General features: G+C 71.7%; 11 protein-coding genes. 4 read left to right on the forward strand and 7 right to left on the reverse strand.

Features of this window, described 5'->3' with window-relative positions:
* The first annotated feature begins 45 nt into the window (after window positions 1-45).
* On the forward strand, window positions 46-2,298 hold the full coding sequence (locus FHR33_RS39715; RefSeq protein WP_183659090.1) for a hypothetical protein: 2,253 nt from the start codon (window positions 46-48) through the stop codon (window positions 2,296-2,298).
* Window positions 2,299-2,814: 516 nt separating this feature from the next.
* Here the strand turns inward: FHR33_RS39715 and ileS are convergent.
* The gene (gene ileS / locus FHR33_RS39720; RefSeq protein ID WP_183659092.1) at window positions 2,815-5,958 is read right to left on the reverse strand and encodes an isoleucine--tRNA ligase; all 3,144 of its coding nucleotides are present in this window, start codon (window positions 5,956-5,958) and stop codon (window positions 2,815-2,817) included.
* A gap of 429 nt (window positions 5,959-6,387) precedes the next feature.
* Here ileS and FHR33_RS39725 point away from each other — a divergent pair, with 429 nt between their 5' ends.
* From FHR33_RS39725 to FHR33_RS39735, 3 genes are all read left to right on the forward strand, one after another.
* Window positions 6,388-6,777 (forward strand): TraR/DksA family transcriptional regulator, encoded by a 390-nt coding sequence (locus FHR33_RS39725; RefSeq protein WP_183659094.1) that lies wholly within the window; start codon window positions 6,388-6,390, stop codon window positions 6,775-6,777.
* A 69-nt stretch (window positions 6,778-6,846) separates the two neighbouring features.
* Window positions 6,847-7,338, forward strand: a complete 492-nt coding sequence (locus FHR33_RS39730; protein WP_312895938.1) for a signal peptidase II — start codon at window positions 6,847-6,849, stop codon at window positions 7,336-7,338.
* On the forward strand, window positions 7,331-8,260 hold the full coding sequence (locus FHR33_RS39735; RefSeq protein ID WP_183659096.1) for an RluA family pseudouridine synthase: 930 nt from the start codon (window positions 7,331-7,333) through the stop codon (window positions 8,258-8,260). The genes FHR33_RS39730 and FHR33_RS39735 overlap by 8 nt, the downstream gene beginning before the upstream one ends.
* Before the next feature lie 2 nt (window positions 8,261-8,262).
* Here the strand turns inward: FHR33_RS39735 and FHR33_RS39740 are convergent, their stop codons facing one another.
* Genes FHR33_RS39740 through FHR33_RS39765 form a run of 6 tightly spaced genes read right to left on the reverse strand, consistent with a single transcriptional unit; the run spans window position 8,263 to window position 14,779 of the window.
* Window positions 8,263-9,714, reverse strand: a complete 1,452-nt coding sequence (locus FHR33_RS39740) for a serine/threonine-protein kinase (RefSeq protein WP_183659097.1) — start codon at window positions 9,712-9,714, stop codon at window positions 8,263-8,265.
* Window positions 9,715-9,724: 10 nt separating this feature from the next.
* Complete coding sequence (locus FHR33_RS39745) at window positions 9,725-10,036, reverse strand: branched-chain amino acid transport AzlD family protein (protein WP_183659099.1); 312 nt, start codon at window positions 10,034-10,036, stop codon at window positions 9,725-9,727.
* Entirely contained in the window at window positions 10,033-10,677 is a 645-nt protein-coding gene (locus FHR33_RS39750) for an AzlC family ABC transporter permease (RefSeq protein WP_183659101.1), read from the reverse strand. Before FHR33_RS39750 ends, FHR33_RS39745 begins: the two co-directional genes overlap by 4 nt.
* A gap of 26 nt (window positions 10,678-10,703) precedes the next feature.
* Complete coding sequence (locus FHR33_RS39755; RefSeq protein WP_312895939.1) at window positions 10,704-11,507, reverse strand: AraC family transcriptional regulator; 804 nt, start codon at window positions 11,505-11,507, stop codon at window positions 10,704-10,706.
* Complete coding sequence (locus FHR33_RS39760) at window positions 11,504-12,982, reverse strand: serine/threonine-protein kinase (protein WP_221241427.1); 1,479 nt, start codon at window positions 12,980-12,982, stop codon at window positions 11,504-11,506. The genes FHR33_RS39755 and FHR33_RS39760 overlap by 4 nt, the downstream gene beginning before the upstream one ends.
* 9 nt (window positions 12,983-12,991) lie before the next feature.
* Window positions 12,992-14,779 carry a serine/threonine-protein kinase gene (locus FHR33_RS39765; protein WP_183659103.1) on the reverse strand — a complete coding sequence of 596 codons (1,788 nt, stop codon included), beginning with the start codon at window positions 14,777-14,779 and terminating at the stop codon, window positions 12,992-12,994.
* Window positions 14,780-14,945 lie beyond the last annotated feature (166 nt).

The raw sequence follows: 14,945 nt of genomic DNA on the forward strand, positions 1-14,945 counted from the left end.
AACGGGTCAGATTCGCTTCTGATCCGTCACTCGAAAGAGCCCCCTGTGATCCTCATCAGCGCTGGTCTGGTGCTCGCGGCGGTCATCCTGCTGATCGCGGGCTTCGTCATGGCTGAACCGTTCCTGATCATGTGGTCGATCGTGGTCAGCGTGCTGTCCGCGCTCTTCCTGGTGATCGGGGCGTTCCTGCGGCGTCACGAGCTGTTCCCCGGCGGCGGTGGTGCCGGGGCGCAGGCGCCGCGGGAGCCGTCCGCGCCCGGTGCTCCGACGGCGGTGACGCCTGCGGGCGTCGCTCCTGCGGGGACGGCGCCGCAGCCGATGGCCCCCCAGCCCAGGCCGCCGGCCCCCGCCCCCACGGGGCTGAGGCAGCAGACTGTCACCCTCCCGAACCAGGCGCCTCGTCCAAGGCCCGTCACGGCGCGCGGCATCTCGCCCGACGCGATCGTCATGGTGATCCCCGGACGCAAGCGCTACCACGTGGCGGGCTGCCGTCAGCTCAGCGGACGGGATCACGAGGAGCTCACCTACGAGGAGGCGCGCGAGGAGGGCTTCACGCCCTGCACGACGTGCCTGCCCGACGCCGCGCTCGGCGGGCGGCAGGTCCCCCCTGCCCCCGAACAGCCAGGTGTCGGCCGCGCCCCCTATCCGGCCGCCTCCGCCAGCAGGGACACCGACCCCGTCGGCCGCCCTGCCACCTCCCCCGGCCAGCCCGGCGTCCCGCAAGGCCCTTCCGGCTCGCCGTCCGGCATCTCAGGCGCCTCCGGGTCTTCCTCCTCCAGGGCCGAGTCACAGGCCTCCAGGGCCGAGTCGCCGTCTTCCGGCGTCGCGCCCGCGGCCTCCCGCGCCGAGTCCCCGGTCTCACGGGCCGAGTCTTCGTCTCCGTCCTCGCGCCCTGAGTCCTCTCCTTCCCGCGCCGAGACCTCGCCTTCGCGCGGTGACGCGCCCTCCGCCCGGCCGGGGTCGCCGGCCTCGAAGGCGGCGTCCTCCTCCGAGCGTGACGACAGCTCCCGCGAAGGGGCGGACGGACCACGCGAGAGTGCGGCCAAGCGAGCCGAGGCGACCTCGGCCGAGCCCACCCGCGAACAGCGTCCTGCCGCAGGCGCAGGGGCCCCTTCCGCCGGTGACGGTCCCAAGGGCGACCCTTCGCCCGGCGCGAGGCCCGCAGGTGCTCCCACGCCCTCTCAGCGCCCCGAGGCGCAGGCCGCTCAGCGGTCCGAGGGCGCTGCGTCCCCGCGCCCCGAGGGCGGATCCACCGAGCCCTCCCAGGGCGCGGCTGCCCGGCGTCCCGAGGCGGCGGGCGGATCGCAGCCGAAGCCCGCGCCCGGCAGGCTCGTGGCGGGTACCCCAGGCGCGGTACCGACCCCGTCCGCCGGCAGGCCTTCCCCCGAGACGACGAAGAGCAGCCCAGCGGCGGGCCCCTCGAAGACGTCCCCCGAGCGCCCTACCCGCTCGGAGGGTGGCACGCAAGGCGGCTCCCGGCCGGGCGCCGCGCAGGCCGACTCCCCGTCGGACCCCGCCCAGAGCGACTCGCGAGCCGGCGAGGGTGAGGGCGGATCTCCCGCCGGTCCCGCGCAGGGTGGGTCGTCTCCTCGCCCGGGACAGGGTGGGTCTTCTGCCGGTCCCGCGCAGGGTGGGTCGTCTCCTCGTCCGCCGCAGGGCGGATCTCCCTCCAGTCCGGCGCAGGGCGGTTCTCCTGCTCGTCCGGGGCAGGGTGGGTCTCCTGCCGGTCCCGCGCAGGGCGGGTCTCCTGTCGGTGGTGTGCGGGGCGGCGGCTCGGAGGAGGGCGGGTCCGAGGCCGCCTCGTCCGAGATGACTCAGAGGCTGCGGCCGCCCATGGCCGCCCCCGTGCCGAAGACGGACTCCAAGACTTCAACCCCCGGCCAGGAGAGCGACCCCGAGAGCCACAGCGGCGGTGCCCGGTCCGCGGAGTCCGGCGGCGGATGGTTCGACCGTCCGGAGTCTCTGGACACAGAGCCGGTGGGACCGGAGGCGACCGCACCCGGGCGCGCCGGGCCTCCGGTCGCCTCCGGTTCCACCTCCTCCACGTCCTCGGGGACGGCAGGCGCATCCGCCGACTCCGCGGAGGACACGCCTTCGGAGGCGAACGACACGGTCAGGCTCGACCGTCCCGGCGTCGTCAAGGTGATCGGCGCCACGCGCCGCTTCCACAGCTCGTCCTGTCCGCTGGTCAAGGGGGCGGAGCCGAGCAGCGTCCAGTCGATGCAGAAGGCGGAGGCGGAGGCGAAGGGGCTCACCCCGTGCGCGGTCTGTCAGCACGACCACCAGCGGGTCAGCTGACATCGGTCTCGCAGGCCAGGTCAGCCCCGCACGGCTGACCTCCGCCGCACGACTGACCCTCGTCTCACGACAGCCTCACGGTTGTCATCCTCTCCGGAAACCGCGGTCTCTGGTCGAACCGCGGTCTCTGGTCGAACCGCGGTCTCTGGCCGAACCGCGGTCTCTGGTCAGACCGCCGTCTCACGGTCAGACCGCCGTCTCACGGTCGCCCGCCGTCTCACGGGCACCCGTCTCACGGTCGCCTGTCTCACGACTGATCCCCGCCCTCTCGGGCCAGGTCTCGTCCTGGATCGCGTGGATGTGGCGGGGCCTGTCTGCTCCGGTTCCTGGGGGAGAGGCGCCGCTTCTTGGGGGAGGGGCGTCGGTTCGGGAGGAGACGCGTCGGCTGTGGAGAAGTCGAGCCGAATGATCCCGCTCAGCAGGTTCTTGGGGGATTCGCGGGGATCCCGCGTCGGGGTGGCGTGGCTCCTCGGGATGAGGGGCCACGCCACCGCCAGAGCTCCGAGAGCCGCGGGGTCAGGCGCGGCGGAGCTGGAAGGTCAGGCCCAGGTCCGTGTCGGTGTGGACGGGCAGGTCCTCGGAGGCGCCCTCGGTCAGGCTGGAGGCCAGGACCTCCTCGCCCACCAGCGAACCGTCCGAGCGCAGCGCCTGTGACAGGTCCTCGGACGAGGCCGTCCACCACAGGTCGATCCTGTCGGTGATGGACAGGCCCGTCGACTTGCGGGCGTCCTGCACCAGGCGGATGACCTCGCGGATGAGTCCGGCCCTGCGCAGCTCGTCGGTCATGGCCAGGTCGAGCGCGACCGTCTCGCCGGTGCCGGTGTCGACCGCGCCCGTCTCGACCGCCCAGCCCGACTTGGGCTGCTCGGTGACGATCACCTCGTCGGCGGTGAGCGAGACCGTGCCCAGCTCGCCCGCGTCGACGGAGACCGGCGAGCCCGAGCGCAGCGTCGCGGCCAGCGAGCCGGCGTCGGCGGCCGAGACCGCCGCCGCGACCAGCTTGGTCTGCGAGCCGAACCGCTTGCCGAGCGCCCTGAAGTTGGGCTTGACGGTGAAAGACACCAAATCCGTACTAAATCCCGACATGTCTTCCAGGGCCTGGACGTTCAGCTCGTCCGCGATGAGGTCGCGCAGCTCGGGGGAGAGCGACGCCCAGCCCGGAGCGCCCACGAGGGCGCGGCCCAGCGGCTGGCGGGTCTTGACCCCGGAGGCGGCCCTGGCCGAACGGCCCAGCTCCACCAGCCGCCGCACCAGCGCCATCTGCGCCGACAGCGACGGGTCGAGCAGCTCATCCTTGACCGCAGGCCAGGAGGTCAGGTGCACCGACGAGGGCGCGTCCACGCCGCGCAGCACGTCCCAGAGGTAGTCGGTCACGAACGGCGTCATCGGCGCCATGAGCCTGGTGACCGTCTCCAGGCACTCGTACAGCGTCGCGAACGCCTCCTGCGAGCCCTGCCAGAACCTGCGGCGCGAGCGCCTGACGTACCAGTTGGACAGGTCGTCGAGGAACTCGGCGAGCCTGCGGCCCGCGCGCACGGTGTCGAAGGAGTCGAAGGCGGCCGACACCTCCGCCACCGTCCTGTGCAGCTCGGCCAGCGCCCACCTGTCGATCAGCGGGCGCTCGGAGGCGAGCGGCGCCTCCGCCGCCATCGAGGGCGACCACGACTCGGCGTTGGCGTAGAGGGTGAAGAAGGAGGCGGTGTTCCAGTAGGTCAGCAGGACCTTGCGGACGATCTCCTCGAGCGCGTTGTGACCCACGCGGCGCGCCGCCCACGGCGAGCCCGAGGCGGCCATGAACCAGCGCAGCGCGTCGGCGCCGTGCTGGTCCATCAGCGAGATGGGCTCCAGGACGTTGCCGAGGTGCTTGCTCATCTTGCGGCCGTCCTCGGCCAGGATGAGGCCGAGGCAGAGCACGTTCTCGTAGGAGGACTGCTCGAAGACCAGCGAGCCGACCGCCATCAGCGAGTAGAACCAGCCGCGGGTCTGGTCGGTCGCCTCGCAGATGAACTGCGCGGGGTAGACGCCCTCGGGCTTGCCCTTGGCGCCCCACTGGGCGAACGGCATGGAGCCCGAGTCGTACCACGCGTCGATGACGTCGGGCACGCGCTGGGCGACGGCGCCGCACGAGGGGCAGGGGAAGGTCACGTCGTCCACGTAGGGACGGTGCGGGTCGAGGTTCGACAGCTCCTGTCCCGCCAGGGACCCGAGCTCCTCCAGCGACCCGACGCACGTGACGTGCGACTCGTCGGCCGAGCACACCCAGAGAGGCAGCGGGGTGCCCCAGTAGCGCGAGCGCGACAGCGACCAGTCGACGTTGTTGCGCAGCCACTCGCCGAAGCGGCCCCACTTGATGGTCTCGGGGAACCAGTTGGTCTTCTCGTTCTCCGCGAGCATCGTGTCCTTGACCGCGGTGGTGCGGATGTACCAGGCGGGCAGCGCGTAGTAGAGCAGCGGGGTGTGGCAGCGCCAGCAGTGCGGGTAGCTGTGGTCGAAGTGACCGCCGCGGAACAGCAGGCCGCGCCCGGCGAGGTCCTCGGTCAGGCCCTCGTCGGCGTCCTTGAAGAACTGGCCGCCCACCATCGGCACGTCGGGCAGGAAACGCCCGTCGGGGCCGATCGGGTTGACGATCGGCATGCCGTACGACTTGCAGACGGTCATGTCGTCGGCGCCGAAGGCGGGGGCCTGGTGGACCAGGCCCGTGCCGTCCTCGACGGTCACGTAGTCGCCGAGGACCACGTAGTGCGCGCCGGGGATGTCGACCAGGTCGAACGGGCGGGAGTAGGCGGTGCGCTCGAGCTCGCGCCCAGAGAAGCGGGCCACCTCGGTGGCGCCCTCGCCGAGGACCGACAGCAGCGGCTCGGCCACCACCAGCACCTCACCGTCGGCGGTGCGGGCGGCGACGTAGGTGACCTCCGGGTGTACGGCCACCGCCGTGTTGGACACCAGCGTCCACGGCGTGGTCGTCCAGATCAGCAGCGAGGCGTTCAGCTCGGCCAGCGGGCCCGAGGTCACGGGCATGCGGACGTAGACCGAGGGCGAGGTGACGGTCTCGTAGCCACCGGGCTGGCCCAGCTCGTGGTCGGACAGGCCGGTGCCGCAGCGCGGGCAGTACGGCGTGATGCGGAAGTCGCGGAACAGCAGGCCCTTGTCGAAGATGACCTTGAGCGACCACCAGACGGACTCGACGTACTCGGGGTCCATCGTGCGGTAGGCCTGGGACAGGTCGATCCAGTAGCCCATGCGCTCGGTCAGCTCTTCGAAGGCGTCGACGTGGCGCAGGACCGACTCGCGGCACTTGGCGTTGAACTCGGCGATGCCGTACGCCTCGATGTCCTTCTTGCCGGTCAGGCCGAGCTCTTTCTCGATGCCCACCTCGACGGGCAGGCCGTGGCAGTCCCAGCCGGCCTTGCGGGGCACGCTGAAGCCGCGCATGGTCTTGTAGCGGGGGAAGAGGTCCTTGAAGACGCGCGCCTCGACGTGGTGAACGCCCGGCAGGCCGTTGGCGGTGGGAGGGCCCTCGTAGAAGACCCAGGAGGGAGCGCCTTCGTTCTGCTCGACGGAGCGCTCGAAGATCTTCCCGTCCCGCCATCGGTCGAGGACCTCACGCTCGAGCGCGGGCAGGTCGACCTGCGCGGGTAGAGAGCGGAAATAGTGGGACATCTCGGGCGGGACCTCCACGGTGTCGGACGGCGACGGCGTGAAGGGACGAAGCCGTGCGGCTCCGCGGTACCACCCCTCTTGACCCCCGAAGGGACCCACTTCATTTCGTCTGCGGCCGGTTCTAGTGAGCTCTCGGCGAGCCGTTCTTCCGGCGGCTCGGGAGTGATATCCCTTGTGATCTCGATCACAGGGCTCCGTCAACGCCTTGCAGGCTAAAACCATAACGCAGAGTGGAGGGCGAAGGCTTCCCGATATCCCACTCAGCAAATCGCGACAAAGATCCGGGAATGGATGCCTATGGTGAGGAGTTGATCCGGCGAGGCGGGATAGTACGGGAGGGGTAATCCGTACGGCGGGTCGTTTGCCGAGTCGTTATCCACGGCCTAAGCTGCCCGCACCGTTTGAGCCTTGATCAGCATGGAGGCAGCCATGGCGGCAGTCACGCAGACCGCGACCCCTTCGATGTGGTCGGCAGAGGAGCTGGCCGAGGTACGCGACACCCTCGTTCAGGAAATCGCCGAGCTCGAGGCGGACATCCTTCGACACGAGACCGAGATCGCCTCTGGGGACGTCACCCAGGGAGCCGGCGACGACCAGGCCGATGCCGGGGCCAAGACCTATGAGCGGGAACGCGAGATCGCCCTTACCCTGAACACACGCGACCTGGTCGCGCAGAACGAACGTGCGATCGCCAGGATCGACGCAGGGACCTATGGAGTGTGCGAATCGTGCCACAAGCCGATCGGCAAGGAGCGTCTTCAGGCGTTCCCGAGGGCGACGCTGTGCGTGACATGCAAGCAGCGGGAGGAGCGCCGCTGAGCGCTGACGGCGAGAAAGCCGCGAGGGCCGGTCGGGCGACGCCTGATCGGCCTTCTCGCGTCGCTCGCCGTGGTGATCTACGGGCTCGACCTGTTCACCAAGACGCTGGTGCTGCGGACGCTCGAGGGCAGGGAGCCGGAGGTGGTGATCCCCGGGCTGCTCCAGTTCAGGGTGATCTTCAACTCCGGCGCCGCCTTCAGCATCGGCACGGGGATGACCTTCGTGTTCACCCTGGTGGCCGCCGGCGTGGTGATCGCGATCATCCGCACCGCGCGCAAGCTGCACAGCCTGCCGTGGGCGATCACGCTCGGCCTGATGCTGGGCGGGGCGCTGGGCAACCTCACCGACCGGCTGCTGCGCTACCCCGCGGGCTTCGGCCGTCCCGCCTCGGGGCAGTTGCAGGGGCACGTGGTCGACTTCATCGAGACCTTCCCCGGCCACTTCCCCGTCTGGAACATCGCCGACTCGGCGATCGTGTGCGGCGGCATCGTGGCGGTCTTCCTGGCCTGGCGCGGCTACCAGATCGACGGCACCAGGGAGGTGACCACCAAGAATGTCTGAACAGCGCAGCCTGCCCGTCCCCGACGGGCTCGAAGGCGAACGACTCGACGCCGCGCTGTCGCGGCTCTTCGGTTTCTCGCGCACCCGCGCGGCCGAGCTGATCAGCTCGGGCGAGGTGCTGGTGGACGGCTCACAGGCCGCCAAGTCCGACAGGGTGCACGCGGGCGCGTGGCTCGACGTCACCCTTCCCCCGCCCATCACGACGCCCATGCCGGTGGCCGAGCCGGTGCCGGGGATGGCGATCATCTACGAGGACGACGACATCGTGGTGGTCAACAAGCCCATCGGCGTCGCGGCCCACCCGACCGTCGGATGGACGGGCCCCACGGTGATCGGCGGCCTGCTCGGCACCGGTCACACGGTGGCGACCAGCGGCGCGGCCGAGCGGCAGGGCATCGTGCACCGCCTCGACGCCAACACCACCGGCGCGATGGTCGTGGCCAAGAGCGAGCACGCCTACTCCTTCCTCAAGCGCGCCTTCAAGGAGCGCACGGTCGACAAGCGCTACCACGCGCTGGTGCAGGGCCACCCCGACCCGTTCAGGGGCACGGTCGACGCGCCCATCGACCGGCACCCCTCGGGCGACGGCAGGTTCGCCGTCGTGGCGGGCGGCAAGCCGTCGGTGACCCACTACGACACGGTCGAGGCCTTCAGGGCCGCCACGCTGCTGGACATCAAGCTGGAGACCGGGCGCACGCACCAGATCCGCGTCCACATGGCCGCGCTGCGCCACCCCTGTGTGGGCGACCTGATGTACGGCGCCGACCCCACCCTCGCGGCCAGGCTCGGCATGACCAGGCAGTGGCTGCACGCGGTCTCGCTCGGCTTCGAGCACCCCTCCGGGGGCGAGTGGGTCTCCTTCAGCAGCGACTACCCCGACGACCTGCAGAAGGCGCTCGACATGGTGCGCGCGGAGTCCTGACCTCAGCTCCTCGCCTTGTCCTTCGCCTTGGCCGGCCCCTTGCTCTTGGCCTTGATCTTGCCCTTCTCGCGCTGTCCCCCCGCGGCCTCGCCCTCGTCGGGCTCGACCTGACCGGAGTCGGCGGGCGCGTCGTCGGGCGCGTCCTCGGCAGGCGGGTCCGCGGTCGGCTCCTCGGTCGGCTCCTCCGTCTCCTCCGCGGGAGGCGAGGACTGCTTCGCCTTGCCCTTGCTCCTGGTCGGCTTCGGGCTGGGCCTGTCCTGGTCGGTCCTGGCGGGCGGTCTGCTCTGCTTCGGCTGCCTGCCCACGTCGGCGGAGGTCGGGGCCTGCCGGGCCGGCTGGGTCCCGTCGTCGTCCGAGCTCACAGCGGTGGGCTCAGGCGCGGGCGCAGGCGCGGGCTTGGAGGTCTCCGTCGGCGTGCTGACCACCGAGGGCACGGAGGCCGGCTGCTTCGGCTGGGGGGTCTCCGCGCGGCCCGACATCCACGCCATCCCGCCGGTCACCAGCGCCACCACCGTCGCCGCGGCCGCGAGCGCGACCAGCGGTGGCGGCCGCTTCCCATGAGCCGCGGGCCGTACGGCCGAGCCGGGCGGCGCGGGAGGCACCACCACGGCCACGGGCGCGGTCGCCTCAGGGGCCAGGCCGAGCACGATCGGCCTGAGGCGCCGTTCGGCCTCGTCGATGTCCATCCGCTCGGCCGGGTCCTTGCGCAGCAGCCCGTGCACGACCGGCGCGAGCGGCCCCGCGGACGCCATCGGCATCGGCTCGTCGTGCATGACGGCGGCCAGCGTGGCCAGGGCGTGGCCGCGGTGGAAGGGCGAGTGGCCCTCCACGGCCGTGTAGAGCGTGACCCCCAGCGACCACAGGTCCGAGGCGGGCTCGGCGCTGCCGCCCGCCGCGCGTTCGGGCGCGATGAAGGCGGGCGTGCCGACCAGGATGCCGGTCCTGGTCACCGGGGCCTCGTCCTCCGTCGTGGCGATGCCGAAGTCGGTCAGCACCGCCCTGCCGTCCTCGGCGAGCAGCACGTTGTCCGGTTTCACGTCACGGTGCAGCACTCCCACGGCGTGGGCGGCGCGCAGCGCGGCCAGGATCTCCAGTCCGATCTCCGCCACCCTGGCCGGTTCGAGCGGTCCCCTCTCACGCACCAGCGAGCCGAGCGTCCGCGAGCGGACCAGCTCCATGATGATCCAGGGGTGTCCGCCCTCCTGGACCACGTCGTAGACGGTCGCCACCCCCGGATGCGCGACCCTCCCCGCGGCCCTGGCCTCGCGGAAGGTGCGCACGGTGAAGACCTCGCGTTCGGGACCGCTCAGGTCGGGCGGTGGCAGCACCTCCTTGACCGCGACGTCGCGGCCGAGCACTTCGTCGTATGCGTGCCATACGGTGCCCATGCCGCCACGTCCGATGGTTCTGAGCAACCTGTACCGCCCGCCGATGATCCCCGGAGATTCGGACATGAGGGACGGGCTACCCCGTAAAGACCCGAACAAGCGCGGTGACCACCGCGGCTGCTGCCAGCACCACGAGAAAGGGCGCCCGAAGCACGAGCGCGACGACCGCGGCGCCGAGTCCCGCCGTCCTGGCCGGGTCGAACTGGAGGGCTCCCTCGTGGGTGAAGGTCTGCACCGCGATCAGCGCGGCCAGCAGCGCGACGGGCACGAGCTCGGCGAACCTGCGCACCACCGGGTGGTCGAGCACCCTGCGGGGAGCGGCCAGGCCGCACAGCTTCAGCGCGTAGCAGCCCAGACTGACCAGGACGATCGCCCACCACAGCGTCATCGGAGCACCACCAGGAGCACGACGACGGCCGACAGCAGGACGGGCACGCCCGCGGGGACGAAGGGCGTCGCGAGCAGCGCCACCGCGGCGCCGCCCAGCGCCAGCCCGCGCAGGCCCGGCTCGCTCACCAGGCGGGGCCAGAGGATGGCCAGGAAGGTGGCGGGTCCGACCGCGTCCAGCCCGAGCACGCCCGGATCGCCCAGCGCGGAGGTGCCGAGCGCGCCGATCAGCGTGGTCAGGTTCCACATCAGGTACAGGCTGGCGAAGGTCACGGTGAACGCCCTGCGGGCGGTCTCGGGGGTCGGCTGGGCCAGCGCGACGGCGGTCGTCTCGTCGATCACCCCCTGGGCGGCCACCAGCCGCCTGCCGCCGCGCACCTTGAGCAGATCGGCCAGGCGCAGGCCGTACAGGGTGTTGCGCCCGCCCAGCAGGAGCGCGCCCGCCGAGGCAGCCAGCAGGTCGCCGCCTCCCGAGACCGCGCCGACCAGCGCGAACTGGGAGGCGCCCGTGAAGGCGAGAAGGCTGAGGACGCACGACTGCGCCACGTCGAGTCCTGCGGTGACGGCCGCCGCGCCGAACGCGGCGCCCGACAGGCCGACGGCGACTCCGACGCCCAGTCCGTCCCTTGTTGCGGTGTTCATACCGCCTGAGGCTATGACCTGGGAGATTAGCGAGTCTTGTACGTTCCTGCGGCGCGCTGGTAGGCGGCGGGCGGGATGCCGACGACGCGCTTGAAGTGACGGCCCAGGTGGGCCTGGTCGGTGAAGCCGACCTCGGCGGCGACCTCGGCGGGGGGCAGGCCGGTCTCCAGGAGGCGGCGGGCCTGCCGTACGCGCAGGGAGGTGAGGTAGGCGTGCGGCGGCAGGCCCGTGACGGCCTTGAACGCGCGCAGCAGCGGGAAGGGCCTGGCCTGGACGGCCTCGGCCAGGCCCTCCAGGGTGGGCGGGTCGGCCATGCGCTCGTGCAGCAGGTCGATGGCCTGCCGTACCGCGTCCTGGCCGGTCGGCGCCTCCGGCGCGGGCCGCGAACCGGCGTGCCTGGACAGCAGGCGCGCGAACAGCGCGCGCATCAGCGTGGAGGCGGCGAGCCTGTCGCCGCGCTCGGTGGCCAGGTGCGCGCTGACCAGCAGCCTGGCCAGATCGGGATCGCGCACCACCTGCTCGGGGAAGTACGGCGTGCTGCGCCCCGCCCCCAGCGCCTCGACCGACGGGTAGAGCATGCGGTAGGACCAGCCGCCAGGAACGCCCGCCTGACCGGTGTGCTCGTGCTCGGGGTTGACCAGCACCACCTCGCCCTCACCGGCCCGCAGCAGCCTGCCCTTGTAGGCGAACTCCTCCACGCCCGAGGTGATCACGCCGATCGCGTAGCCCTCGTGGACGTGCCTGGAGAAGCGGTGGGTGACGTACCGGGCCTTGAGCAGGTCGACTTCAGGCACTCCCGGGTGCCGCCAGAAGCGCGCCTGCTCGCTCACGTCGGCCTGAACGTCTCGAGGATGGTGTCGAGGGTGGCCCTGCCCTCGGCCCACAACTGTTCGGGGGTCTCCCAGTAGAGGGCGAAGGGACGGCCGTCGCGCAGCCTGAAGCCCCGGTTCAGCACGTGGATCATCTGGCCGTCCTTGTTTCTGGTGAACTCCCAGTCGGCGGCCTCGACCCCGAGGTAGGTGAGCTGGACGATGCCGAGCCTGGTGTAACCCTGGAACTGGCCCTTCGCCTGGATCTCCTGCTCCAGGCTCTCCCACTCCTGCTTGGGGGTCAGGCCGGTCTTGCCCGAGTCGGTCCACTCGATGATGAGCTCGCCCCTGGTGCCCGGCCCCTTGACGCTGATGCTGCTGCGCCCCTCCGGGTTCCTGGTCGCCTTCCACCCGCCGGGGACGGCGACGGAGAAGCCGCCCGTGGCGTTGCTGAGTCTGCGCCAGCCGGGTGGCAGGGCGGGGCTCGGGCTGCCGCCGGGCGAGGGCTTCGCCGAGGGCGTGGCGGAGGAGGAAGGCGTCGAGGAGCCGGAGGACGAGGCGTTCACGGCCGGTGAGTCCGTCTGCCCCATCGCCCACACCCCGGCGGCGGCCACCGCGGCGACCGCCAGCCCGGCAGGAAGGAGCCGGCGCAGCGGCGAGCGCCTGGCGGGCGCGGGGCCCACGACGGTCGGCGAGCTCCCTTCGGTGAGCGAGGCCAGCCTGGCCGAGGCCTCCTCCGCGCTCATCCGCGTGGCGGGGTCCCTGCGCAGCAGCCCTGAGATCACCGGGGCGAGCGCCCCGGCCAGCCGCGGGGGCTCAGGCGGGTCGCGCAGCACCGCGGCGACCGTCGCCGCCCACGAGTCCCGTTCGTACGGCGCGCGGCCCTCCACGGCCGTGTGCAGCGTCGCGCCCAGCGACCACAGGTCGGAGGCGGGCGTGGCGGGCAGGCCGTTGAGCCGTTCGGGCGGCATGTAGGCGGGCGTGCCGACCAGGTTGCCTGTGGCGGTGAGCCCCGCCTCGGCCTCCATCGCGGCGATGCCGAAGTCGGTCAGCACGACCCTGCCGTCCTCGGCCAGCAGCACGTTCTCCGGCTTGACGTCGCGGTGCAGCACCCCCGCCGCGTGGGCGGCCCGGAGCGCCGCGAGCACCGCGCCGCCGACGCGGGCCGCCTCTCCCACCGGCATCGGGCCCCGCTCCCTGACCACCGCGGCCAGCGAGCGCGAGCGCACCAGCTGCATCACGATCCAGGGCCTGCCGTCCTCCTCGATGACGTCGTGGACGACGACCACGTTGGGGTGGTCGAGGCGGCCCGCCGCCCGCGCCTCCCTGATGGTGCGCTGGTTGAGCTGGGCGCGCTTCTCCTCGCCGATGCCCGTGTAGCGGACCTCCTTGATCGCCACGGTCCTGTCGAGCAGGTCGTCGTGGGCGCGCCAGACGATGCCCATGCCACCCTCGCCGATGGGCTCCAGCAGGCGATACCTGTTTCCTACGCGCACCAGCGAAGCTTACTTGGACGGTTTGAAGGTCGCCGCGAACGTGTCGAAGAACCGCAGATCGCGCTTCCAGTTCTCCTCGAGCGTGTGCCAGTAGATCGCGTAGCCCTTGCCGTTGTCGGTGACGAAGCCGCGGTTGCGCACCTTGGACTTACCGGTGTTGGTGTTCCAGGTGAACTCCCAGTCGGCCGCGGCCTTCATGTAGTCGACCTTCTTGATGCCGATCAGCTTGTAACCGCCGAAGTTGCCCCTGGCGCTCGGCTCCTGCACCTTCCAGTCCTTGTACGGGTCGCTGCCTGGGTCGGTGGCCTGCTCGATCAGCAGGAAGGAGTTGGAGGAGGCGCCGGGGCCGCGGAAGTAGACCTGCCTGCCCCTGCGGTCGTAGACGTCCCAGCCCTTGGGCAGGCCGACGGAGAAATCCAGCTCCTTGTCCTTGTACATCCGCCAGCCGTCCGGCAGCGCCGACTCCGTCTTCGACGCCGAAGGCGAAGGACTGGGCGAGGCGGAGGGCTTGTCGGCGGGGGTGGCGGCGGTCGCCGTCGCGGTGGCGGTGACCGTGGTCGTCACCTTCTGCGTCGGGCTCCTGCTCGCCTCGGGATCGGCCTGGCCCGCCGAGCGCAGGCCGAGGATGCCCGCCACGCCGCCCACCACGACGACCCCGACGACCGCGGCGATGACGGGGAGCGCACGCCGTGAGGGAGCGGGGGAGGTGGCCGTGGGCGTGGTCGCGTCGGGCAGGCGCATGCCCGTCTGCGCCATCTCCTGGGGCTCCTCGGGCTCCTCTGGCTCCTTCGCCGGAGGCCTGGCGGGGGTCCGCGTGGGAGGCGCGGGGGGCGGAGGGGGAGGCGACGAGGACGCGGCGGGTGAGGCAGGCGGAGCCGCGATGCGGGGGAGACTGGGGTCGGTCGGGGTGTCGTCGACGTCCACCACCGGCACGACGGGGCGGCGCGGGGTGCGCACCGTCTCGCTCCTTGACGACTCCGCGGCGGCCCTGCGCAGCAGCCTGGCGGCCTCGTCGAAGCCCAGGCGCTGGTCGGGCTCCTTGGCCAGCAGGCCGGCGAGGACGGGCTTGAGCGCCCCCGCCCGCTTCGGCGGCTCGGGGTCGTCGTTGAGCACGGCCATCATGGTCGCCATCGCCATGCCGCGCTCGTGCGGCGCCCTGCCCTCGACCGCGGTGTAGAGCGTCGCGCCCAGCGACCACAGGTCCGACTCACGTCTGGCGGGCAGGCCCTTCAGCCGCTCGGGCGCGATGAAGGCGGGCGTGCCGGCCAGGCCCGTCATGGTCAGCGCGGTCTCGGTCTCCAGCGTGGCGATGCCGAAGTCGGTCAGCACGACCCTGCCGTCCTCGGCCAGCAGCACGTTCTCCGGCTTGACGTCGCGGTGCAGCACGCCGGCGTCGTGGGCGCCCCTGAGCGCGTCGAGGACGGCCAGGCCGATCTCGGCCACCTTCCCCGGCGCCAGCGGCCCGTCCGCCTTGATCACCTGTCCCAGCGAGCGGGACTGGACCAGCTGCATGACGATCCAGGGACGATCGTCCTCCTCGATGACGTCGTGCACGACGATCACGTTCGGATGGGTGAACCTGGCGGCGGCCCGCGCCTCACGCATGGTGCGGCGGTTGAGGAGCTGCACCTCGTCGCCGAGCACGGCCGCGTAGCGGACCTCCTTGACCGCGACCTCGCGGTCGAGCAGCTCGTCATGGGCCCGCCAGACGATGCCCATGCCGCCCTTGCCGATCGGCTCCTTCAGGTGGTACCGACCGGCGATGCGGCGCCCGGCATGCTGCTGTCCATCCGACATCAACGGCCTCAAACCCCCTTCTAAGCCTAGAAATACTCCCATAGGGATCGGGTGACAGCGACCCGTGTAGTCTTAGATCCATGACTCCTCGCTACACGTTTACCGAGCCGGCTCCCGGAGGGCCGGTCGAGCTGTAGCGACCACCTGGAGCCGGCGACAGGCAGAG

The sequence above is a fragment of the Nonomuraea dietziae genome, assembly GCF_014195505.1.
Classification (GTDB): Bacteria; Actinomycetota; Actinomycetes; order Streptosporangiales; family Streptosporangiaceae; genus Nonomuraea; species Nonomuraea roseola.